Annotated in this window: 23 protein-coding genes; 12 read left to right on the top strand and 11 right to left on the bottom strand. The window is 63.8% G+C overall.

The annotated features are described in order from the left end of the window. Nucleotides 1–80 precede the first annotated feature (80 nt). The 6 genes from CXQ80_RS23125 to CXQ80_RS23100 all read left to right on the top strand — a co-directional run bounded on the left by CXQ80_RS23125 (nt 81) and on the right by CXQ80_RS23100 (nt 6038). Nucleotides 81–893, top strand: a complete 813-nt coding sequence (locus tag CXQ80_RS23125; protein WP_101322653.1) for a tetratricopeptide repeat protein — start codon at nt 81–83, stop codon at nt 891–893. 112 nt (nt 894–1005) lie between these two features. Next, on the top strand, nt 1006–1458 hold the full coding sequence (locus CXQ80_RS23120; RefSeq protein WP_101322652.1) for a MarR family winged helix-turn-helix transcriptional regulator: 453 nt from the start codon (nt 1006–1008) through the stop codon (nt 1456–1458). After that, nucleotides 1455–3542 (top strand): FUSC family protein, encoded by a 2088-nt coding sequence (locus CXQ80_RS23115; RefSeq protein WP_101322651.1) that lies wholly within the window; start codon nt 1455–1457, stop codon nt 3540–3542. The genes CXQ80_RS23120 and CXQ80_RS23115 overlap by 4 nt, the downstream gene beginning before the upstream one ends. Next, nucleotides 3539–3751, top strand: coding sequence for a DUF1656 domain-containing protein (locus CXQ80_RS23110; RefSeq protein ID WP_101322650.1), 213 nt, complete (start codon nt 3539–3541; stop codon nt 3749–3751). Before CXQ80_RS23115 ends, CXQ80_RS23110 begins: the two co-directional genes overlap by 4 nt. After that, nucleotides 3748–4623: an HlyD family secretion protein gene (locus tag CXQ80_RS23105; protein ID WP_101322649.1), complete on the top strand. Its 876-nt coding sequence runs from the start codon at nt 3748–3750 to the stop codon at nt 4621–4623. The genes CXQ80_RS23110 and CXQ80_RS23105 overlap by 4 nt, the downstream gene beginning before the upstream one ends. Continuing rightward, on the top strand, nt 4620–6038 hold the full coding sequence (locus tag CXQ80_RS23100) for an efflux transporter outer membrane subunit (RefSeq protein ID WP_101322648.1): 1419 nt from the start codon (nt 4620–4622) through the stop codon (nt 6036–6038). The genes CXQ80_RS23105 and CXQ80_RS23100 overlap by 4 nt, the downstream gene beginning before the upstream one ends. Before the next feature lie 20 nt (nt 6039–6058). Here CXQ80_RS23100 and CXQ80_RS23095 read toward each other — a convergent pair whose 3' ends face one another. Both CXQ80_RS23095 and CXQ80_RS23090 read right to left on the bottom strand, forming a co-directional pair. Then, nucleotides 6059–7546, bottom strand: coding sequence for a YifB family Mg chelatase-like AAA ATPase (locus CXQ80_RS23095; RefSeq protein WP_101322647.1), 1488 nt, complete (start codon nt 7544–7546; stop codon nt 6059–6061). Between the two features lie 110 nt (nt 7547–7656). Then, nucleotides 7657–7956 carry an accessory factor UbiK family protein gene (locus CXQ80_RS23090; protein WP_101322646.1) on the bottom strand — a complete coding sequence of 100 codons (300 nt, stop codon included), beginning with the start codon at nt 7954–7956 and terminating at the stop codon, nt 7657–7659. Nucleotides 7957–8360: 404 nt separating this feature from the next. Between CXQ80_RS23090 and glnK the strand changes: the two genes are divergently transcribed. From glnK to sutA, 3 genes are all read left to right on the top strand, one after another. After that, entirely contained in the window at nt 8361–8699 is a 339-nt protein-coding gene (gene glnK, locus CXQ80_RS23085) for a P-II family nitrogen regulator (RefSeq protein ID WP_002555808.1), read from the top strand. Nucleotides 8700–8747: 48 nt separating this feature from the next. Continuing rightward, complete coding sequence (locus tag CXQ80_RS23080; RefSeq protein WP_101322645.1) at nt 8748–10070, top strand: ammonium transporter; 1323 nt, start codon at nt 8748–8750, stop codon at nt 10068–10070. Nucleotides 10071–10498: 428 nt separating this feature from the next. Next, complete coding sequence (gene sutA / locus CXQ80_RS23075) at nt 10499–10822, top strand: transcriptional regulator SutA (protein ID WP_101322644.1); 324 nt, start codon at nt 10499–10501, stop codon at nt 10820–10822. A gap of 54 nt (nt 10823–10876) precedes the next feature. Here sutA and CXQ80_RS23070 read toward each other — a convergent pair whose 3' ends face one another. From CXQ80_RS23070 to CXQ80_RS23045, 6 genes are read right to left on the bottom strand one after another with little or no spacing between them, the layout of a single operon-like run. Beyond that, entirely contained in the window at nt 10877–11572 is a 696-nt protein-coding gene (locus CXQ80_RS23070) for an HAD family hydrolase (RefSeq protein WP_101322643.1), read from the bottom strand. Beyond that, nucleotides 11569–12468, bottom strand: a complete 900-nt coding sequence (xerC, locus tag CXQ80_RS23065) for a tyrosine recombinase XerC (RefSeq protein ID WP_101322642.1) — start codon at nt 12466–12468, stop codon at nt 11569–11571. The genes CXQ80_RS23070 and xerC overlap by 4 nt, the downstream gene beginning before the upstream one ends. After that, nucleotides 12468–13178 (bottom strand): DUF484 family protein, encoded by a 711-nt coding sequence (locus CXQ80_RS23060; RefSeq protein ID WP_101322641.1) that lies wholly within the window; start codon nt 13176–13178, stop codon nt 12468–12470. The genes xerC and CXQ80_RS23060 overlap by 1 nt, the downstream gene beginning before the upstream one ends. 13 nt (nt 13179–13191) lie before the next feature. Further along, nucleotides 13192–14022, bottom strand: coding sequence for a diaminopimelate epimerase (gene dapF, locus CXQ80_RS23055; RefSeq protein ID WP_101322640.1), 831 nt, complete (start codon nt 14020–14022; stop codon nt 13192–13194). A 4-nt stretch (nt 14023–14026) separates the two neighbouring features. Beyond that, nucleotides 14027–15274: a diaminopimelate decarboxylase gene (lysA, locus tag CXQ80_RS23050; protein WP_101322639.1), complete on the bottom strand. Its 1248-nt coding sequence runs from the start codon at nt 15272–15274 to the stop codon at nt 14027–14029. Between the two features lie 9 nt (nt 15275–15283). Next, nucleotides 15284–15487, bottom strand: coding sequence for a lipoprotein (locus CXQ80_RS23045; protein WP_101322638.1), 204 nt, complete (start codon nt 15485–15487; stop codon nt 15284–15286). Between the two features lie 221 nt (nt 15488–15708). Here CXQ80_RS23045 and cyaY point away from each other — a divergent pair, with 221 nt between their 5' ends. The 3 genes from cyaY (at nt 15709) to rnk (ending at nt 16801) form a co-directional block, all read left to right on the top strand. Continuing rightward, the gene (cyaY, locus tag CXQ80_RS23040) at nt 15709–16041 is read left to right on the top strand and encodes an iron donor protein CyaY (RefSeq protein ID WP_101322637.1); all 333 of its coding nucleotides are present in this window, start codon (nt 15709–15711) and stop codon (nt 16039–16041) included. A 1-nt stretch (nt 16042) separates the two neighbouring features. Further along, the gene (locus CXQ80_RS23035) at nt 16043–16255 is read left to right on the top strand and encodes a DUF1289 domain-containing protein (protein ID WP_101322636.1); all 213 of its coding nucleotides are present in this window, start codon (nt 16043–16045) and stop codon (nt 16253–16255) included. 135 nt (nt 16256–16390) lie between these two features. Further along, nucleotides 16391–16801, top strand: coding sequence for a nucleoside diphosphate kinase regulator (gene rnk, locus CXQ80_RS23030; RefSeq protein ID WP_101322635.1), 411 nt, complete (start codon nt 16391–16393; stop codon nt 16799–16801). 15 nt (nt 16802–16816) lie between these two features. On the opposite strand, the gene CXQ80_RS23025 is transcribed toward rnk, so the two are convergent. The 3 genes from CXQ80_RS23025 to CXQ80_RS23015 form a co-directional block, all read right to left on the bottom strand. Then, nucleotides 16817–19672 (bottom strand): class I adenylate cyclase, encoded by a 2856-nt coding sequence (locus CXQ80_RS23025; protein ID WP_101322634.1) that lies wholly within the window; start codon nt 19670–19672, stop codon nt 16817–16819. Nucleotides 19673–19823: 151 nt separating this feature from the next. Continuing rightward, the gene (locus CXQ80_RS23020; RefSeq protein ID WP_101322633.1) at nt 19824–20069 is read right to left on the bottom strand and encodes a TIGR02647 family protein; all 246 of its coding nucleotides are present in this window, start codon (nt 20067–20069) and stop codon (nt 19824–19826) included. 73 nt (nt 20070–20142) lie between these two features. After that, a complete protein-coding gene (locus CXQ80_RS23015) occupies nt 20143–20442 on the bottom strand; it encodes a hypothetical protein (protein ID WP_101322632.1) in 300 nt (99 codons plus the stop codon). Between the last annotated feature and the right edge of the window lie 18 nt (nt 20443–20460).

Here is a 20460-nt window from a genome sequence, read left to right as displayed (position 1 = left end):
CAGGTTTCGTCGTAGCATGCCGCAGAATCACGCCTCACCACGGCTGTGGTTGGGTTGTGAAGCGTTCAATGAGGATGAACATGTCTGCTGCCAGCAATATCCATTCGCTGCTCGCGCGTCTTTTACCGGCGCGGATAATCCCTGTGCCGATTCCTCCGCGCCAGCGTCAGCAGCTGTTCACCGGTGTCGGTCTACCCAGCTACTGCGGGCAGTTGGGCGAGCGCCCTGGCCTGGTCAATCGCCTGGATGAAGCCGTCGACCTGCAGGCGGTGTATGCCGACCTGCGCCGGCTCGCGCTGGCGGGCAACATCGCTGCACTGAACGACCTTGGCTGGATCTGGCTCAACGGCAAGTACTGGCTGGCAGATACGCTCCTGGCTGGGCATCTGCTGCGCATGGCCGCGCTGCAGGGCAATGCTGCCGCCTGGTTCAATCTTGGCCAGCAGCACTACTTCGGCAAAGGCGTGGCGGTGTGTTACGAGCAAGCCGCCGAATGCTATCGCCAGGCATTCGAGGGCGGCCTGCTGCACGCTGCCGCAGCGTTGGGCGACCTGTTCGAAGAGGAAGTCTGCGACGCCGAGCAGGAATGGATGGTTGACCCGGTCGAGGCGCTGCGCTGGTTCATGCGCGGGGCCAAACTGGGCGAGGCACGCTGTCGGTTTGAGGTCGGCCATCGTTTTCTGCATGGGTTGTATGTCGAGGCCGATATCAAGGCCGCCCTGTACTGGCTGGAGCTGGCGGCAGCCGCCGGGGTGATGCAGGCAGCAGAAGAGCTGGCGGTGCATTTCAGCAGCCGCAACATGGCCCGCTACAGGGGTTGGCGTGATCAGGCGATCCAGATGGGCAGCAACCTGGCCTTGACCATGAAGCTTGAAGACCAGGTTCAGCGCTGAAGTGCATGAATAACCTTTCATCCTCGCAGCTCATCGCCGGCGGTTGACGCGGGGGGTGGGGCAGGGCGTATATTGATAGTTAGCAAACTATGAATATATTTCCGGTTACTCCATGACACTCGATTCACTGCACCTGCAAGTCAGCAGCGGCATGGTGGTTGGCGCACGCCACTGGCGGCGTATCTGCCATACAGCCCTGACCAGCTATGGTATTTCCGAAGCCTGCGCGGTGCCGCTGCTGATGATCGTGCGCCTGGGCGATGGCGTGCATCAGGTTGCGGTGGCCAACGCTGCCGGCCTGGAGAGCCCGTCACTGGTGCGCCTGCTCGACCAGCTGTGCCGAGCCGGGCTGGTCTGTCGCAGTGAAGATCCGCTCGATCGCCGGGCCAAGGCGCTGAGCCTGTCTGCCGAGGGCCGGGTACTCGCCGAGTCGATCGAAGGCGAGTTGGTGCGTCTGCGGCGTGACATCCTCAAGGGCATCAGCCAGGCTGATCTGGAGGCCTCGCTGCGAGTGATCCGGGCCTTCGAAGCCGCCGCTCAAGGGCCCATTGAGGGCCTGGCATGAACGGCTTCTTCAGCTCGATGCCGCCCGCCCGCGACTGGTTCTACGGCGTGCGCACCTTTGCCGCGTCGATGATCGCCCTGTACATCGCCCTGCTGATGCAGCTGCCGCGCCCGTACTGGGCGATGGCTACGGTGTACATCGTCTCCAGCCCTTTCGTTGGCCCCACCAGCTCCAAGGCCCTGTACCGCGCCCTCGGCACGCTGCTCGGCGCAGGCGGGGCGATCCTGCTGGTACCGCCGCTGGTACAGTCGCCGTTGTTGCTGTCGGGGGCCATCGCCCTGTGGACAGGGACCTTGCTGTTCCTCTCGCTGAACCTGCGCACCGCCAACAACTACGTGCTGATGCTGGCGGGCTATACCTTGCCGATGATTGCTCTGGCGGTAGTCGACGACCCGCTGGCGGTGTTCGACGTCGCCTCGTCGCGGGCCCAGGAGATCTGCCTGGGCATCGTTTGCGCAGCGGTGGTGGGCGCGATCTTCTGGCCGCGGCGGCTGGCGCCGGTGGTGGTCGGTTCGACCGGCAATTGGTTCGCCGAAGCGATCCGCTACAGCGACAGCTACCTGGCCCGTGATGTCGCGGTCGACAATGTCGCCGCCCTGCGCGCCTCGATGGTTGCCACCTTCAACAGCCTCGAGCTGATGATCGGCCAGCTCGGTCACGAAGGCGCCGGCCCGCATACCTTGAAGAATGCCCGCGAACTGCGTGGCCGGATGATCCACCTGCTGCCGGTCATCGATGCCCTCGACGACGCCCTGCGCGCCCTTGAAGGCCGCGCGCCGGCGCAGTTCAACCTGATTCAGCCGCTGCTGGCCGAGGCTCGCGATTGGCTGCAAGGCAGCGCCGAGGATGCTTCGGTGCTGCGCTGGCGCACCCTCAGAGACAAACTCGAATCCCGGCAACCAAGCGCTGCCGCGCTCGATCAGCGGCCCGAACTACTGCTCTCCAACGCGCTTTACCGACTGACCGAATGGGTCGACCTGTGGCAGGACTGCTGCGCCCTGCAACATGCTTTGCGCGCTGATGACGCCACGCCCTGGCGGGCGGTGTACCGGCATTGGCGGCTGGGCCGGCTGACGCCGTTTTTCGACCGTGGGCTGATGCTCTACTCGGTGTTCTCTACGGTTACTGCGATCATCGTCGCCTGCGCATTGTGGATTGGCCTGGGCTGGCACGACGGCGCCAGCGCAGTGATCCTCGCCGCGGTCGCCTGCAGCTTCTTCGCCGCCATGGACGACCCCGCGCCGCAGATCTACCGGTTCTTCTTCTGGACTATGCTGTCGGTGATCTTCTCCAGCCTGTACTTGTTCCTGATCCTGCCCAACCTGCACGACTTCCCGATGCTGGTGCTGGCTTTCGCCGTGCCGTTCATCTGCGTCGGCACCCTCACCGTGCAGCCGCGCTTCTACCTCGGCACCTTGCTGACTATCGTCAACACCGCGACCTTTATCAGCATCCAGGGTGCCTACGATGCCGACTTCTTCACCTTCCTCAATGCCAACCTGGCAGGCCCGGTGGGCTTGCTGTTCGCGTTTATCTGGACCTTGCTGATGCGCCCGTTCGGCGTCGAGCTGGCGGCCAAACGGCTGACCCGTTTTGCCTGGCGCGACATCGTCGAAATCACCCAGCCAGCGCCGCTGGCTGAGCAGCGCAAAGTCGGTGTGCAGATGCTCGACCGCCTCATGCAACACCTGCCGCGGCTGTCGCAGACTGGCCAGGACAGCGGCGTGGCCCTGCGTGACCTGCGCGTGGGCCTGAACCTGCTGGACTTACAGGCCTACCTGCCGCGGACTGGCCTGCAAGCACGCGAGGCGCTGCAAACGGTGATCGAAGAAGTCGGCGCCCACTACGCCCAGTGCCTGCGCGCCGGCGAACGCCTGCATGCGCCGCCAGCCCTGCTGCGCAACATGGAACGGGCCCGGCAAAGCCTGGCGCTGGACGATCTGCACGACCGTGGCGATGCCCGCGTGCATTTGCTGCACGCCTTGAGCGGCCTGCGCCTGGCCTTGCTGCCGGGTGTCGAGGTGATGCTTGAGCCCAGTGCCCCCGCGCAACTGCCTGATGGCATCGATGGAGCCCCGCTGTGATTGGTGAACTGGATATCAGCGGGGTGTTCCTGCCCACGCTACTGGTGATGATGATCGGCACCTACCTGCTGTTTCTTGGCGTGCACGCTGTGCTGGTGCGCCTGCATTTCTACCGCCTGGTCTGGCACCGGGCGTTGTTCAACGTTGCCCTGTATGCCGTGCTGCTTGGCGCGGTAGACCACTTTTGCCGAAGCCTGATGCTGCCATGAAAAAACCTTTGTTGACCCTGGGCCGTGTGGTCCTGACCCTGCTGGTAGTGACCTTTGCCGCCGTGCTGATCTGGCAGATGGTGGTGTACTACATGTTCGCCCCGTGGACCCGCGACGGCCACATCCGCGCCGACGTGATCCAGATCGCTCCCGATGTGTCCGGGCTGATCCAGCGCGTCGAGGTGCGCGACAACCAGGTGATCAAGCGCGGCGACGTGCTCTTCAGCATCGACCAGGACCGCTTCAGCCTGGCCCTGCGCCACGCCCAGGCGACCCTGAGCGAGCGTCAGGAAACCCTCGCCCAGGCCACCCGCGAAACCCGGCGCAATAAAAAGCTGGGCAATCTGGTCGCGGCCGAGCAACTGGAAGAAAGCCAATCGCGCGAAGCCCGCGCCCGCTCGGCGGTCAATCAGGCTCAGGTCGCGGTCGACAGCGCGCAACTCAACCTTGATCGCTCGGTAGTGCGCAGCCCGGTCGACGGCTACCTCAACGACCGCGCCCCGCGTGCCCATGAGTTCGTTACCGCCGGCCGCGCAGTGCTGTCGGTGGTCGATAGCGGCTCGTACCACGTCGATGGTTATTTCGAAGAGACCAAGCTCGGCGGCATCCATATCGGCGATGCCGTCGACATCCGCGTGATGGGTGACGGCACCCGCCTGCGTGGCCACGTCGAAAGCTTTGCCGCCGGCATCGAAGACCGTGACCGTAGCAGCGGCGCCAACCTGCTGCCCAACGTCAACCCGGCGTTCAGCTGGGTACGCCTGGCCCAGCGCATCCCGGTGCGGATTGCCTTCGATCAGGTGCCAGCCGACTTCCGCATGATCGCCGGGCGCACGGCCACAGTGACTATCCTCGAGGGCCAGCGCCCATGAAACGCCTGTTGCTGCTTGGCCTGAGCCTGTCACTCGGCGCCTGCCAGATGGTCGGCCCCGACTATCAGGTACCAGAGGACGCTGCGGTCCAGCGCAGCGACCTTAACGGCGCCCTGCGCCAGGACGCCGACAGCGTGGTCTCGGCACCGGTGCCGGAGGACTGGTGGCAGCTGTACCAGGACCCGCGTCTGAACCAGCTGGTACGCCAGGCCCTGGCCAGCAACAGCGAACTGCGCGTGGCGGCAGCCAACATCGCCAAGGCCCGCGCCCAGCTTGAGGTCGCTGAATCGCAGGGCGGCTTTGGGGGTTCCGGCAAGCTTGCTGCGCAACGCCTGCAGGAGTCTGGCGAAGCCTTCCTGCAACCGGAAAAAGTCCCGGTCGCAAACATCGGCGAAGCGATCATCAGCGCCTCCTACCAGTTCGACCTGTGGGGCACCTTCAAGCGCGGCACCGAAGCCGCCCAGGCCAACGCCGACGCCGTCCAGGCCGCCGCCGACACTGCCCGCATCACTTTGGTGGCCGACGTGGTCAAGGCTTACACGCAGGTGTGCTCGGCCAACGAAGAGCTGCACATCGCTCGCCAGTCGCTGGACCTGCAACAGCAAGGCGTGCAACTGACCCAGCGCCTGCGTGATGCCGGCCGTGGTGATGAAACCCAGGTCACTCGCTCGCAAACCCAGCTCAAGTCGTTGAGCGCTGAGTTGCCGCGTTTTCAGGCTGAACGCGAGACCGGCCTGTACACCCTGGCGGCGCTGCTGGCGAAACCGGTCGAGCAACTGCCGGCAGGCACTGCCGACTGCGCCGAGCTGCCGCATCTGGCCCAGTTGATCCCGGTGGGTGATGGCGCTGCACTGCTCAAACGCCGCCCCGACGTGCGCCAGGCCGAACGCCAGTTGGCAGCCGCCACGGCGAGCATTGGTGTCGCCACGGGCGCGTTGTACCCCAACATCAGCATTGGCGCTCAGGTCGGCACCATCGGCATCCTCGACAACCTCGGCGAGCCGTCTACCAACCGCTGGGGCTTTGGCCCGCTGGTCAGTTGGACCGTCCCCACCAACGGCACCCGTGCCCGTATTCGCGAGGCCGAGGCCTCGACGCAAGCAGCGCTGGCGCACTTCGACGGGGTGGTGCTCAACGCCATCCGCGAAACCCAGACCCGGCTGGCGCAGTACAGCGCACTGCTCGACCGCCGTGATGCGTTGGCCGAGGCGGAACGTTCGGCCCAGCAAGCGGCCGAGCAGACTCACCGCTACTTCCAGGCCGGGCGCGAGTCGTTCCTGGCGGACCTGCAGGCGACCCGCACCTACACCGACATGCGCGGGCAGCTGGCCGCGGCCAACAGCCAGGTGGCGATGGGGCAGATCAGCGTGTTTCTGGCGTTGGGTGGTGGCTGGAAAGACCCAGCCGGCAAGTGATGCCGGCACGCTGAGCTGATCTACGAACCTGGCCGGTACTGCAACGCCTCAGCCAGATGGGCGCGGCCTATGCTGTCCAACTGCTCCAGATCAGCCAAGGTCCGCGCTACCTTGAGCAGCCGATGGGCCGCGCGCAGCGACAAGGTCAGGCGCTCGCAGGCGTTCTCCAGCCAGCTCTGGTCCTCTGCACTCAAACCGCAATAACGGCGCAGGCCATTGAGGTCGAGAAACGCATTGGCACAGCCCTGCCGGCGTTGTTGGCGCTCGCGGGCCTCGGCCACCACAGCAGCGACGCCGGCACTGGTTTCGCCGCTGGGCTGGTTGGTCAGCACCGTGCTCTCGCGGGCTACGGTCAGATGCAGGTCAATCCGATCTAGCAGCGGCCCGGACAACTTGTTGCGGTAACGCTGGATCAGCTCGGTACTGCAGCGACAGCGGCCGGTGGGGTCACCTAGATAGCCGCAGGGGCACGGGTTCATCGCTGCCACCAACTGAAAGCGGGCAGGGAAGCGCACTTTGTCCTTGGCCCGCGCCACCACGATCTCGCCGCTCTCCAGTGGCTCGCGCAACACCTCCAGCACCCGCCGCTCGAACTCCGGCAGCTCATCGAGAAACAGCACACCATGGTGGGCGAGGGTAATCTCCCCCGGCTGTGGCCGACTGCCGCCACCGACCAGGGCCGGCCCGGAGGCCGAGTGATGCGGATGTCGGAACGGCCGCTGCGGCCAACTGCTCAACGGCGTGCGCCCGCTCACCGATTGAATCGCCGCCACCTCCAGCGCCTCATGTTCATCCAGCGGCGGCAGCAAGCCAGGCAGGCGGCTCGCAAGCAAGGTCTTGCCGGTGCCTGGCGGGCCAGTAAACAGCAGATTGTGGGCACCCGCCGCCGCCAGCAGCAGCGCCCGTTTGGCCGCCACCTGGCCCTGCACTTCGCTCAAATCCGGGTAAGGCTTGCTCTGCAGCACCAACCCATTGGCCGCATAAGGCGCCAACGGCACCTGGCCGTTGAGGTGGGCGACCAGCTCCTGTAGATGGGCAACCGCGTACACCACCAATCCACTGGCCAGGCTCGCCTCCTCGGCATTGTCCCGCGGCACCACCAGTGCCCGGCCGGCATCGCGTGCCGCCAGCGCTGCAGGCAGGACCCCCTGCACCGTCCGCACGGCACCGGACAAGGCCAACTCGCCCAGGCACTCGATCTCGCTTAGCTGGGCAACCGGCACCTGCGCATCGGCCGCCAGGATGCCCAGGGCAATGGCCAGGTCGTAGCGCCCGCCGTCCTTGGGCAGGTCGGCAGGGGCGAGGCTCTGGGTAATGCGCCTGGCGGGGTAGTTCAGGCCCGAGTTGACGATGGCGCTGCGCACCCGGTCCTTGCTCTCTTTGACGGTGGTTTCCGGCAGGCCGACCAGCGTCAGCGTAGGCAGGCCATTGGCGAGATGGGTCTCGACACTGACGGCAGGCGCCTCGACGCCGACCTGGGCGCGGCTGTGAACAAGGGCGAGGGACATGGACACTCCGTAGTCGCTGATGAACGCCGCGTCCTGCGGCACGTCATCAGCGTAGCGGGGTGTTGGGTGGCTGCTTCGGGAAGAGTGCTTCGGGGTTTTGCAGGGAGCCTTTAGGAAGCCGCTTGATCCGCCGCCGGTTCAGCCGCCTGCGCCGCTGGCGCCGCACTCATCCGTGCATCCAGCTCAGCAACCTGCTTCTCCAGCGCCTCAAGCCGCGCACGGGTGCGTGCAAGCACGACCATCTGGCTGTCGAATTCTTCCCGGCTGACCAGGTCGAGCTTGCTGAAGGCGCCCTGCATGAGCACCTTGAACTGGCTTTCCAGTTCAGCGCGGGGCTGGGCGGTGTCACCGCTGAACAGGCGCGAGGCCTGGTCGCTGAGGGCGTCTAGAAATGCTTTGGGCGCGAGCATGGTGGGCTGTCCGCTTGATCGAAAAAAGAGCCCAAGTGTAGCACGCCGGTATAAAGGCCCTTTGCCGCACGCTTTTCGCGCATTCAGGAGATAACTTGCGCACCAAAACCGTGCAGGTTTTCACTGATGGCGACTGGCCCAATCTGAACATTCCACGCAACTCGCTGTTTCCCGAGCATTTCCAGGTTTTGGCAAGGTTTCTGCAATGACCTTCACGAGCCATGCACTGATGCGGGTCCTTGTGACCAGGCAGTGCGCAGGCCGCGCCGCGAGGCGTTTGTTCAGCGTCACTTGCGAGATCGACGCCGAGCCATGCCAACGATGCGTTACAAAGCCGAGCACTGCGCTTAGACTTGAGACGGGTTTGTTTTCCTGGGGCAAGTCCACCAAATCGGGAGAGTTTCATGAAGCTAGTCACTGCCATCATCAAGCCGTTCAAACTGGACGACGTTCGCGAGTCGCTGTCGGAAATCGGCGTGCAGGGCATCACCGTCACTGAAGTCAAAGGCTTCGGTCGGCAGAAGGGCCACACCGAGCTGTATCGCGGTGCTGAATACGTGGTCGACTTCCTGCCCAAAGTGAAGATCGACGTCGCCATCGACGACAAGGATCTGGACCGGGTAATCGAGGCCATCACCAAGGCCGCCAACACCGGCAAGATCGGTGACGGCAAGATTTTCGTAGTCAATCTGGAGCAGGCGATCCGCATCCGTACCGGCGAAACCGATACCGACGCGATCTAAGCGACACAACAAAGCCTCACCAAACCCAACGCCCCAGGAGAAAACAACATGACTCTGCGTCAGATCGCAGGGCTAGGCGCCCTATTGTCCCTCGCAATGCCAGGCCTCGCGCTGGCCGAGGAAGCTGTCCCTACGCTGAACTCCGGCGACACCGCATGGATGCTCACTGCGACGGCGTTGGTACTGTTCATGACCATTCCTGGTCTGGCCCTGTTCTACGGCGGCATGGTCCGCTCCAAGAACGTGCTTTCGGTGATGATGCAGTGCTTCGCCATCACCGGCCTGATCAGCATCCTGTGGATGGTGTACGGCTATAGCCTGGCCTTCGATACCACCGGTATGGAAAAAGGCGTGCTCAACTTCAGCTCGTTCGTGGGCGGCTTCTCCAAAGCCTTCCTCAACGGCGTGACCCCAGCCAGCCTGACGGCGGCCTTCCCGGAAGCAGTGTTCATCACCTTCCAGATGACCTTCGCCATCATCACTCCCGCGCTGATCGTCGGTGCCTTCGCCGAGCGGATGAAGTTCTCGGCGATGCTGATCTTCATGGCAGTGTGGTTCACCCTGGTCTATGCGCCTATCGCGCACATGGTCTGGAGCGGCGACGGCGCACTGATGTGGGACTGGGGCGTACTCGACTTCGCTGGTGGCACCGTGGTGCACATCAACGCCGGTATCGCGGGCCTGGTCTGCTGCTTGGTGCTGGGCAAGCGTAAAGGCTACCCAACCACGCCAATGGCACCGCACAACCTGGGCTACACCCTGATCGGCGCAGCCATGCTGTGGATCGGCTGGTTCGGCTTCAACGCAGGCTCCGCCGCAGCTGCCAACGGCACCGCCGGCATGGCCATGCTGGTCACCCAGATCGCCACCGCCGCTGCGGCGCTGGGCTGGATGTTCGCCGAGTGGATCTTCCACGGCAAACCAAGCGCACTCGGCATCGCTTCGGGTGTAGTGGCAGGCCTGGTGGCAATTACCCCGGCAGCCGGCACCGTGGGCCCGATGGGCGCTCTGGTGATCGGCCTGGCCTCGGGTGTGATCTGCTACTTCTGCGCCACCAGCCTCAAGCGCAAGCTGGGCTATGACGACTCCCTGGATGCATTCGGTGTACACGGTATCGGCGGCATCGTCGGCGCCTTGCTCACCGGTATCTTCGCGGCACCGGCTCTGGGCGGCTTCGGCGCGGTGGACGACATCGGCGCGCAGTTCTGGATTCAGGCCAAGGGCGTAATCTTCACCGTGGTCTACACCGCTATCGTCACCTACATCATCCTCAAGGTGCTGGATATGGTGATGGGCCTGCGGGTCACCGAAGAAGAAGAGTCGGTCGGCCTCGACCTGGCGCAACACAACGAGCGTGGCTACAACCTGTAATCACGACGAAAAAAATTGCCCGGTTCGCCGGGCATTTTTTTGTCTGAATTTCGCAGTTTCGTGCAGAGCAAACGGTTTATCCGTTACGTTCGCGACGGATGCCAAAAACTTACAACCTGCAGTGCGTTTATGGAGCTTTGCTTTTTCTGCGAGCACGCTAGAATGCGCGCCGGAGAGTGCTGAAGAGTTAATCTCGCGCTTCTTCCAGCCTTTGCTAGGCTTGCCAATATCGTATGGCCAGCACCGGCTCAGGGATTTCGTCAGGCTCTGCCAGCAGCAGGGCCTGCAGGGTAGCGCTGCTCATCCAGCAGCGCATGCTCAAGGGCAGTGGCCAAACCCACGGCCAGTTGAATTTTCACTGGTGGCTGCCGGTCTACGGCAACACTGGTCTATAACCAACCTGCTTTTCGCAAGCCATGAGGTAGAACATGAGCGACGACGATCTGGAAACTGACGACCTCGAAGTAGGCGACGAAGACGAGGCTGATGAAGGTCTTGAGGCTGCTGCCGATGACGGCGTCGAAGACGCTGGCGACGACACCCCGGTACCTGCTGCCAAAGGCAAGTCCAAGGCTGCCGTGACGGTAGACGACATGCCGAGCATGGAGGCCAAGCAGAAAGAGCGCGACGCCCTGGCCCGTGCCATGGAAGAGTTCTTGAATCGCGGTGGCAAGGTGCAGGAAGTGGAGGCCAATGTGGTCGCCGATCCGCCCAAGAAGCCCGACAACAAGTACGGCAGCCGCCCTATCTGAGTGGTTGTCTGCAAAAAAGCCCGCCGTCGCTGCGGGCTTTTTTGTGGCTGCTGTTCAGCGCCAGCGGGCGAGTACGTCAGGCAGCTGCGACAGCCGCTGAATCTGCGCATCAGGCGCTTTATCGCCGGTCCAGGCCTTACCCTGCGGGTTGAACCATACCGCGCGCAGGCCGGCCCGCTGGGCCCCGGCGATATCGTCGCCAGGGTGATCGCCAACGTGCACTGCGGCTTCAGCCGGCGCATCACCGCGCTTCAAGGCCTCAAGAAACGGCGCCGGGTCCGGCTTGCCGATGCCAAGGTCCTCGGCGCACAGGGCAAACTTGAAGTAATCGGCCAGGCCAATGCGGGCGACGTCGGCGTTGCCATTGGTGACCACACCCAGGGTGTAGCGCTGGCGCAGGATCTCCAGCACCGGCTGCACTTCAGGGAACACCTCGACCTGATTACGCGCGTGTAAAAACACCTCGAAGCCTTCGTTGGCCAATTGCTGCGCTTGCTGGTCGCTGTAGCCGACGTCACGCAGGGCGTGGTTGAGTACGCGCCGACGCAGGGCGCTGATGCGGTGCTTCAGGCCGGGCTCGGCTTGCACCAGGCGTTCACGGATGGCGTACAGGTGCTCGACTGCCACGCCGCCCAGGCGCGGGGCGTTGGCTTCGAGCCAGTCGCGCAGCACGGTCTCGGCGCTGAGGATCACTGGCGCGGTGTCCCACAAGGTATCGTCGAGGTCGAAGGTGATCAGCTGGATGCTCATGAGTCGTTGCCCTTGCTGCGTTTGGCCCGGGGATGGGCGCTGTCGTAGACCGCTGCCAGGTGCTGGAAGTCCAGGTGGGTATAGATCTGCGTGGTGCTGATGTCGGCATGGCCGAGCATCTCCTGCACCGCCCGCAGATCCTGGGACGATTCCAGCATATGGCTGGCGAAGGAATGGCGAAGCATGTGCGGGTGCAGGTGCTGGCCCAGCTCGCGCTCCCCGGCCGCCTTGACCCGTAACTGAATGGCCCGCGGGCCGAGTCGCCGGCCCTGGCGGCTGACAAACACCGCGTTGTCCTGCGGCGCGCTGATGCCGCGTAGCTTGAGCCACTCCTGCAGCGCCTCGCGGGCCTTGCGGCCGACCGGCAGCACGCGGGTCTTGCTGCCCTTGCCCTGCACCTGCACCAGGCCGTCGGCGAGGTCGAGGTGCTCGAGATCGAGGTTGGTCAGCTCAGACAAGCGCAAACCGGAGGAATAGAACAGCTCGAGAATGGCCTGGTCGCGGCGGGCAATGAAGTCGTCGTCGACGCCACCGTCCAGCAGTTGCAAAGCGCGGTCGGCATCCAACGCCTTGGGCAGGCGGCGCTCGCCCTTGGGCGGCGCCAGGCCATTGGCCGGGTCGTGCTCGCAGAGGCCTTCGCGGTTCAGGTAGCGGTACAGCCCGCGCACCGCCGAGAGCAGCCGGGCGATGCTGCGCGAGGACTGCCCGTGATGATGCTGGCGGGCAACCAACTGGCGCAGTTGCTGGATGTGCAGTGCGCCCCAGTTGGTAATGCCTTGGGCACCGCAGTATTCGAGGACTTTCTCCAGGTCGCGACGGTACGCTTGCTGGGTGTGCGGCGATACCTGGCGCTCATTGCGCAGATGCGCGCAATAAGCCTCCAGCTGGCGCTCCATCAGCGCACCGGTCGCAGGGTCTGGGTGAGCCGTGGAACCACCCGGCCAAGCACTTCAGCGATGTAGCTGAGGAACAACGTACCGACGCTGCTCTTGTAGTGCTGCGGGTCGTGGCTGCCGATCGCCAGCACGCCATGCAGGCCCTGATATTCCAGGGTGGCCACCGCGCTGGAGCCGACGTCCTTGCGTTGCTCTTCGCCAAACAGGAACGCCAGCTCGTGCTCACGCAGGTTGCCGCTGACCGTCTTGCCGCTGCCCAGCAGGGCGCCGATGGCCTGTTGCGCCTCGGCATTGCTGACCCAGCGGCCGACCGGTGTGGCGTTTTCACCAAACAGGATCAGGCTGACGAAGGGCACTTTGAATTCTTGGCGCAGGCTGTCTTCGACGGCCATCACCACTTCTTCCAGGCTGCTGGCATCGAGCAGGTCGAGGATCAGCCGGCGGGTCTTGTCGAACAGCCGGTCGTTGTCGCGGGCGACGTCCATCAGTTGCGACAAGCGATGGCGCATCTCGATATTGCGGTCGCGCAACAGCTTCAGCTGGCGCTCCACCAGCGACACGCTGTCGCCGCGCTGGTGCGGGATCTGCTGTTCGAGCAGCAGTTCGTCGTGCTCGGCAAAAAACGCCGGGTGCGCACGCAGGTAGGCAACCACCGCCTCGGCATCGAGGTCGGTGGCCTGTTCGGGTAAAACCTGTGGCTGATCGGTCATGGCGCTTACTCGGTTAGAGGCGAACCTGTCCTTCATAGACGCGCACGGCAGGGCCGGTCATCAATACCGGTTGGCCGGGGCCTGCCCACTCGATGCTCAGGCGCCCGCCTGGCAGGTCGATGGACACGGGCGAATCCATCCAGCCCTGGCTGATAGCGGCCACCGCAGCGGCGCAGGCGCCGGTACCGCAGGCTTGGGTTTCACCGGCGCCACGTTCCCATACTCGCAGGTTGGCGCGGTGGCGGTCGACAATCTGGATAAAGCCGGCGTTGACCCGCTGCGGGAAGCGCGGGTGGTGTTCGATCTTCGGCCCCAGCTCGTGCACCGGTGCGGTCAGGACATCGTCGACGCGCAGCACGGAGTGAGGGTTGCCCATCGAAACGGCGGCAATCGAGTAGTTCTGGCCGTCGACTTCCAGCGCGTAGCTCAGCGCCTGCTCGGCAGCCTGGAACGGGATCTGCTCCGGGTCCAGCCGCGGCGGGCCCATGTCGACGCAGATCTGGCCGTCGTTGCGCACGTCCAGCTCGATGATGCCGCCTTTGGTTTCGACGCGGATGAGCTTTTTCGCGGTCAGACGCTTGTCCAGCACGAAGCGCGCAAAGCAGCGCGCACCGTTGCCGCACTGCTCGACCTCGGAGCCATCGGCATTGAAGATCCGGTAGCGGAAGTCCACGTCCGGATTGTTCGGTGCTTCGACGATCAGCAACTGGTCGAAACCGATACCGGTGTGCCGATCACCCCATTGCTTGGCGTGCTTGGGCTGGATGTGCGCGTGCTGGCTGACCAGGTCGAGGACCATGAAGTCGTTGCCCAGGCCGTGCATTTTGGTAAAACGCAGCAGCATGGGTTCACTCCGGCAGCAGGCTTTCGCCGGCGAACAGTTCGGCGACGGTCTCGCGACGGCGCACTTCGAAGGCCTGGTCAGCGTCGACCAGCACCTCGGCGCAACGACCGCGGGTGTTGTAGTTCGAGCTCATGACAAAACCATAGGCGCCCGCCGACTCGACGGCCAGCAGATCGCCCTCGGCCAGGTTCAGCGTGCGGTCCTTGGCGAGGAAGTCGCCGGTCTCGCAGATCGGCCCGACGATATCGTAGGCACGACCATCACCGGCACGCGGCTGCACGGCACTGACACCCATCCAGGCCTGGTACAGGGCCGGGCGGATCAGGTCGTTCATGGCTGCATCGACCACAGCGAAGTCTTTGTGCTCGGTGTGCTTGAGGTACTCGACGCGGGTCAGCAGGACGCCGGCGTTGGCCACGATGTAGCGGCCGGGCTCGAACACCAGGGCCAGGTCGCGATCGCCAACGCGCTCGCGGATGGCCTTGACGTATTCACCGGCCGATGGCGGCTGTTCGTCGCAGTAACGCACACCGATACCGCCGCCCAGGTCCAGGTGGCGCAACAGGATGCCACACTCGCCGAGGCGGTCGACCAGTACCAGCAGGCGGTCGAGGGCATCGAGGAACGGCTCCAGCGTGGTCAGCTGCGAGCCGATATGGCAGTCGACGCCGACCACTTCCAGGTTCGGCAACTGTGCGGCGCGCACATAGACTCCTTCGGCATCGGCAATGGCGATACCGAACTTGTTTTCCTTGAGGCCGGTGGAGATGTACGGGTGGGTGCCAGCATCGACATCCGGGTTGACCCGCAGCGACACCGGCGCCACTTTGCCCATCTCGGCAGCCACGACCTGCAGGCGCTCGAGCTCATCGGTGGACTCGACGTTGAAGCAGTGCACGCCCACTTCCAGCGCACGGCGCATGTCTTCGCGGGTCTTGCCGACGCCGGAGAAGACCACGCGGTCGGCGCGCCCGCCAGCGGCCAGCACGCGCTCCAGCTCGCCGCCGGAGACGATGTCGAAACCTGCGCCCAGACGGGCCAGCACATTCAGCACACCAATGTTGGAGTTGGCCTTGACCGCAAAGCACACCAGGTGCTCGACGCCTTGCAGGGCATCGGCATAGCTGCGGTACTGCGCCTCGATGTGGGCACGCGAGTAGACGTAGGTCGGGGTGCCGAACTGTTCAGCAATGGCCGACAGGGCCACGCCTTCCGCGAACAGCTGGCCGTCGCGGTAGTTGAAAGCGTCCATTGGATTTCCTTACTGCGCTGGCGGCTGCTCTGGGTCTTGCTCTTGCTGCGGCGCTGGCTGCGGCGAGGGCTGAGCGTGCTGGTGCTGGTGCGACTTGTTGGCCTTGCCGTCCTTGCCGTCTTCAGGCAGGAACAGGGGGCCTTTCTGACCGCAGGCCGAAACGAGGCAGGCAACCGCGACCAGCGCCGCGAGGGAGGAAATCAGGCGCTTCATTGGTGAAATCCTTGAAATAAGCAGTATTGCGCCCGAGTATACCCAGCGCCTGCCTGATTGCCTATGCAAGGGCCGGTCCGCCTGGCGGTAAGCAACGCTGGCGGGGCCGCTGCTGCGTTATCCTTGCAACATTGGCAGATGGTCTGAGGCTTTGCATTCTTGCGCCAGCGTCCGTATCTTCCCCGGCTTGCCTGTATGCAGCCAATTTCGAGGTTCTTGCAATGAGTTTGAGCGAAGCGCGTTTTCACGACCTGGTCGATGCCACCCAACAGGCGCTGGAAGACCTGTTCGATGAAGCCGATCTTGATCTGGACATGGAAAACTCCGCCGGCGTACTCACCATCAAGTTCGAAAACGGCAGCCAGCTGATCTTCAGCCGGCAGGAGCCGCTGCGCCAGTTGTGGCTGGCAGACAAGTCTGGCGGTTTCCACTTCGACTATGACGAAGAAAGCGGTAAATGGACCTGCGAAAAGACTGAGGAGCTGCTCGGCGAGATGCTTGAGCGCATCGTCTGGGGGCACGTTGGCGAGAAGCTGGACTTCGACGAGATCTGACATGAGCGAGCAGCCGCGGCCGCCCAAGCCGCTTTACAGTAACGTCAGCCCAGCGGTGAAATCGCCCTGCATCAATGTTTGCCGACTGGATGCCGAACGGGTCTGCACCGGTTGCCAGCGCCATGTCGAGCACATCCGCGAGTGGCGCTCTGCCGACGACGAACGCCGCCGGCAGATCTGCCGGGAAGCCGAGGCCCTGCGCGCCCGGGCTTGAGTATTCGCCCGGCTGTGATACTGTCGGACTCTGCGTCGGCGCTGCCGAATGCCTGCACAAACCCCGCCCTTGGGCGGGGTTTTGCTTTATTCGTGCGCCGCAAATTGTCTGTTGAACATGGAGTCTGACTGGAACATGAGCCGCAAACCTTCCCTCATCCTCACCCGCCTGGACGTGCAACGTCTCGAGCGCCTGATCGATAGCCTCGATGAGAACGCGCCGGGTGTCGCCGCCTTGCAGGACGAGCTCGACCGCGCCGAGAAGGTAGTCGGTCACGAGGAGGTCCCGGCCGGTGTAGTGACCATGAATTCGCGGGTGCACTGCCGCGAAGAGGCCAGCGGCAAGGACTACCACCTGACTCTGGTCTACCCGAAAGACGTCAGCGGTGAAGGCAAGGTATCGATCCTGGCGCCGATTGGCTGTGCTTTGCTCGGCCTGTCGGTAGGTGACCAGATCGACTGGCCGGCGCCGGGTGGCAAGACCCTCAAGCTGACCTTGCTGGCGGTCGAGTATCAGCCAGAAGCTGCAGGCGACTTCGACCTCTGAGAGGTCACGCGGGCCTCACTGCAGTGAGGCCTGCAACTGCTCGACGCCGTCATTCAGCGCCTGCTCCAGCTCGCGCTTGTATCTCAGATGCAGGCATGTCGAGCCCTGCTCATCGGTGAGCAGATCGGACAAATCCAGATCGGTGATATAGCAGCGATAACGCCCGGCACTGCGCCGCTGGCCGAGGATCTGCCGCGCCACCACGGCGTACAACTGATCGCCGTATTCAAGCTGCGAATATTCCTGCTGATCGCAGTACAGGGTGATATGCACCTCATCGCCGATCGCGCTCTGTACGATCGCCTGCACCTCGTAATAGGGCTGGCTGCCATTGTCGCTCGGTGCCTGGCGTGACTCCAGGCTGCGCACCTTGCCCAGGCCTGCAGGCAGTAGCTGGTAGTAGAGAATATCCAATGAGCCCTGTTGCAGACTGGTCAGCGGCAGCCGGGCATCGCGGCGCATGCCCAGCGATTGCAGAAAACGCTGCAACGGCAGCAACAGGTGCGCCTCATCTTCCAGCGGCAGGCGCTGCTGCCACAGGGCATTGAATTCATCCAGCACGTACAGGTCGGCCCAGCCGTCGAGCAGGCGGTAGAACACCTGGATGCACTGCGGCTGGCCTTGGGGCAGAACCCATACCAGATCTTCATCGTCCAGCGCGTTGTCGTCCAGGTGCAGCGGGCTGTACTCGCTGCGCTCCTCGCCCAGATAAGCCAGCAGTTGCTCGTGGTTGGTCACGGTGACCAGGTTGACTTCACCAGGCTGTAGCTCAAGCACATGGGTGTCCTGTGCGATCTGTACCAGGTAGCGGTAGTTCAGCCGCTGCTGGAGCAACGCGCGAGCCGTGGCGAACACATCCTCGACCCGCTGCGCGATGGCCTGGGCGCGGTTGTGACAGAAGCTGCGCACCTGCAGCCGTGGCGGTTGCTGGCGCTGGCCCGGGGTGTTGAGAAAGTCACGCAGGCAACGCATCAGCGCATGTTCGCCGTCATAGCGCTGGACCAGCACCTCGTTCCAGCTGTTCAAGGTGATCTGATCGAGGGTCAGCACCAGGTTCTCGCGTACGCCGGCGTAACTCAGCGAGTCGGTGCGGGCGGTGGTCATGAGGATGTTCAGTTCACGCTGATGGCGCAGCGGGTCGACGCCGACATTGACCAGCAACAGGACCTCGTCCGCCACACTTGGCTGCAGCAGGCGCAACTCGCTGACGGGCTCCAAGGGCAGGGCAATACTCTGTTGCAGGCTGCCGAGCAGGTTGAACAGCTCGAACTCGCTCAGGTCGCTGGCGCCCGGATGCAGGGCCAGCCGGGTGCTGCTGTCGATCACGCCGTTGCGGTGCGCCCAGGTCAGCAGCTCGAGCAGTTCGCGGCAGCGCTTGAGCGGGCTGGAGTGGTCCAGCTCATCCACGCTCAGGTTGCCCTGGTACAGGCTCCAGTGGAACGCGCCAGGCTCCTTGCGATTGCTTGCATGGACCAACGTCAGTGTGTCTTCGGCAAGGTCTGGGGCAATCCCCGGGTTGATCACTTCGATCTTGCCGGCACGGCGCTCGAAGGCGGCGTAAAGGCGTCGGCCGAGCACGTTCAGGTCGCGTTGGTCGGCGCGGCTGCTGGCCTGCTGTTCACGGGCGAACTGATTGAGGAAGCGATAGCTGTGATTGAGCTCGGCCACCAGCGCCCGGCGCTCGAGCGCGACCTGGCGCACCTTCCACTGGCTGCGGCTGTCGAGCAGCGCCAGCTGGCGCTCGTCCCAGCCCCATTCGCGAACCAGGCGAGCCAATAGCTGGCGTTGCCAGCCGCCGTTGCGCGAGCGGCCGCTGAGCTTTTTGTTGACCTTCAGATACAAGCTGCGCCGTACCAGCTCCAGCCGCGCGACATCGCCGCGGCGTAGCAAATACTGCTCGATGCGCCGATAGACCATCACGTACGGGTCCAGCGCATCGAGGTCGAGCTGGTTGGCAAACACCGCCTGCTTGAACTCCAGACTCAGGCAGCGCACCTGTGGATGCTCGCTGGCGTAGGCTTCGGTCAACAGCAGCTTGAGCAGCGATTTGTAAGGTGAGTCGATGCCTTTGAACAACTGCCACAGGCCGGCGCCGACAAACTCGCCGACCGGGATATGCGCCAGGTGGCCGAGGTCGAGGTCATGATCGGTGCGGATAAAGCGCTTGCTCAGCAGGGTTTGCGTGTAGGCCTGATAGTTGTGCTCTTCATACACCGGCACCAGCCACCACAGTGGCGTGCGCCCGGCCAGCCAGATCGCGGTGCGGTAGAACTCGTCGAGCAGCAGGTAGTGCTGGGTAGTACCGCAGTCGTCTGAGCTGAGCTGGCCATCGCGCTCACCGACGGTAAAGGCCTGCGGTTCGATCAGAAAGAAATGCGCCTCGGCGCCGAGGCTCGCCGCCCACGCTTCGAGCAACTGGCATTTGCGCCTGAGCTCGGCCAGCGCCCACTCGGCCAGGCCGGCGGCGTGGCAGACCCACACATCCATGTCGCTCTGTTCGGCCTGGGCCAAGGTGCCCAGGCTGCCCATCAGGTACAGGCCCTGAATCGGTAGCGGCGCATTGCCCAGCCGCGGTTTGTAGCTGAACGAGCGCGCCAGGCGCTGGCCCTCGGCAATCAGCTCGGCATCCGGCTCATACCTGCACACCCCGGCTGGAGTGGTGCCGGAGACATACCCGGGCAACAGCGGGTGATTGACATGAAACAACAGCGGCAACAGCGTCAGCACCTGCTGCTGGCGCGTTGACAAGCCCTCCCGTGCACGCCCGAGGCGGCCCTTATTGATCTGCATGAAGCGCGCGCGCAGCGTGGCCAGGACTTTGCGGTCGATACCGTCGTCCAGGTCTGGGCGGATTTCATGAGGGTGGTTCATTGCGCACTCAGGGGCAGGCCAGGGCAGTGCCGAGTTTAGCCTGAGCAAGGGGCAATAGCGGGTAATTTATGGTTTTTTGACGCCAAATTAATAGCAAGGCGGTTGGCCTGTTCGCGACCAGCAACCTGGCCCGCGAACAGGCGCGAAGGCTTCAGGCGGTTTCTGGGGCTTTGAGAATGTTCAGCACAATCTGCACGCTCTGCGCCGCGTCACGGCCCAGGCTGGTCAGATAACCACCATCGGGCTGGTCGGTCAGTTGCTTGTCAAAGAGGCGCTTGGCAGCAGCGACTTTATCTGGCGAAGCGGATTGGTGGACCTGGATGCCTTCCTGGCTGCTATCGAGATTGAACAGCGCAAGGACTTCCAGCTCGGCGATCAGTTCGGGGGTAAGCGACATGGCAACTCCTGACTTCCAGACAAGGATTTAGGCACCACTGCGGGTGCTTGATCATGGAGTGTAGACAGACTTTTCAAGCGTTGCCTTGATCCGCCTCAGGTGGCAGCTCCGGCAGGGCGCGCAGTGCCGTTTCATACCACTCGGTATCGAACGGGCGGTCGGCATCGAGCATGGCGTCAATCTCGAAGGCCAGTACATGGGCCATCAGGTTGAGAATATCTTCGCGCTCATAGCCAACCAGCTTCAGCTTGTTGAAAGTCGCCAGGGCCGCCGGCGGCTCGCCGCTTTCAATCTGGTTTTCGATGGCCTGGGTCAGGGTAGCTTCGGCGAAGGCTTCTTCATCTTCGTTGTCGATGTCTTGGGGTTCGCTCATGGCAGTGCTCCTGTAGTG

This window comes from Pseudomonas sp. 02C 26 (genome assembly GCF_002843585.1).
Lineage (GTDB): Bacteria > Pseudomonadota > Gammaproteobacteria > Pseudomonadales > Pseudomonadaceae > Aquipseudomonas > Aquipseudomonas shirazensis.
This window is presented reverse-complemented; position numbering and strand designations above follow the sequence as displayed.

Excerpts from the sequence above, each read along its gene's own strand:
- CXQ80_RS23125 (WP_101322653.1), top strand. The coding sequence starts at position 81 with ATGTCTGCTGCCAGCAATATCCATTCGCTGCTCGCGCGTCTTTTACCG.
- CXQ80_RS23120 (WP_101322652.1), top strand. The coding sequence starts at position 1,006 with ATGACACTCGATTCACTGCACCTGCAAGTCAGCAGCGGCATGGTGGTT.
- CXQ80_RS23115 (WP_101322651.1), top strand. The coding sequence starts at position 1,455 with ATGAACGGCTTCTTCAGCTCGATGCCGCCCGCCCGCGACTGGTTCTAC.
- CXQ80_RS23105 (WP_101322649.1), top strand. The coding sequence starts at position 3,748 with ATGAAAAAACCTTTGTTGACCCTGGGCCGTGTGGTCCTGACCCTGCTG.
- CXQ80_RS23100 (WP_101322648.1), top strand. The coding sequence starts at position 4,620 with ATGAAACGCCTGTTGCTGCTTGGCCTGAGCCTGTCACTCGGCGCCTGC.
- CXQ80_RS23095 (WP_101322647.1), bottom strand. The coding sequence starts at position 7,546 with ATGTCCCTCGCCCTTGTTCACAGCCGCGCCCAGGTCGGCGTCGAGGCG.
- CXQ80_RS23090 (WP_101322646.1), bottom strand. The coding sequence starts at position 7,956 with ATGCTCGCGCCCAAAGCATTTCTAGACGCCCTCAGCGACCAGGCCTCG.
- glnK (WP_002555808.1), top strand. The coding sequence starts at position 8,361 with ATGAAGCTAGTCACTGCCATCATCAAGCCGTTCAAACTGGACGACGTT.
- CXQ80_RS23080 (WP_101322645.1), top strand. The coding sequence starts at position 8,748 with ATGACTCTGCGTCAGATCGCAGGGCTAGGCGCCCTATTGTCCCTCGCA.
- sutA (WP_101322644.1), top strand. The coding sequence starts at position 10,499 with ATGAGCGACGACGATCTGGAAACTGACGACCTCGAAGTAGGCGACGAA.
- CXQ80_RS23070 (WP_101322643.1), bottom strand. The coding sequence starts at position 11,572 with ATGAGCATCCAGCTGATCACCTTCGACCTCGACGATACCTTGTGGGAC.
- xerC (WP_101322642.1), bottom strand. The coding sequence starts at position 12,468 with ATGGAGCGCCAGCTGGAGGCTTATTGCGCGCATCTGCGCAATGAGCGC.
- CXQ80_RS23060 (WP_101322641.1), bottom strand. The coding sequence starts at position 13,178 with ATGACCGATCAGCCACAGGTTTTACCCGAACAGGCCACCGACCTCGAT.
- dapF (WP_101322640.1), bottom strand. The coding sequence starts at position 14,022 with ATGCTGCTGCGTTTTACCAAAATGCACGGCCTGGGCAACGACTTCATG.
- lysA (WP_101322639.1), bottom strand. The coding sequence starts at position 15,274 with ATGGACGCTTTCAACTACCGCGACGGCCAGCTGTTCGCGGAAGGCGTG.
- CXQ80_RS23045 (WP_101322638.1), bottom strand. The coding sequence starts at position 15,487 with ATGAAGCGCCTGATTTCCTCCCTCGCGGCGCTGGTCGCGGTTGCCTGC.
- cyaY (WP_101322637.1), top strand. The coding sequence starts at position 15,709 with ATGAGTTTGAGCGAAGCGCGTTTTCACGACCTGGTCGATGCCACCCAA.
- CXQ80_RS23035 (WP_101322636.1), top strand. The coding sequence starts at position 16,043 with ATGAGCGAGCAGCCGCGGCCGCCCAAGCCGCTTTACAGTAACGTCAGC.
- rnk (WP_101322635.1), top strand. The coding sequence starts at position 16,391 with ATGAGCCGCAAACCTTCCCTCATCCTCACCCGCCTGGACGTGCAACGT.
- CXQ80_RS23025 (WP_101322634.1), bottom strand. The coding sequence starts at position 19,672 with ATGAACCACCCTCATGAAATCCGCCCAGACCTGGACGACGGTATCGAC.
- CXQ80_RS23020 (WP_101322633.1), bottom strand. The coding sequence starts at position 20,069 with ATGTCGCTTACCCCCGAACTGATCGCCGAGCTGGAAGTCCTTGCGCTG.
- CXQ80_RS23015 (WP_101322632.1), bottom strand. The coding sequence starts at position 20,442 with ATGAGCGAACCCCAAGACATCGACAACGAAGATGAAGAAGCCTTCGCC.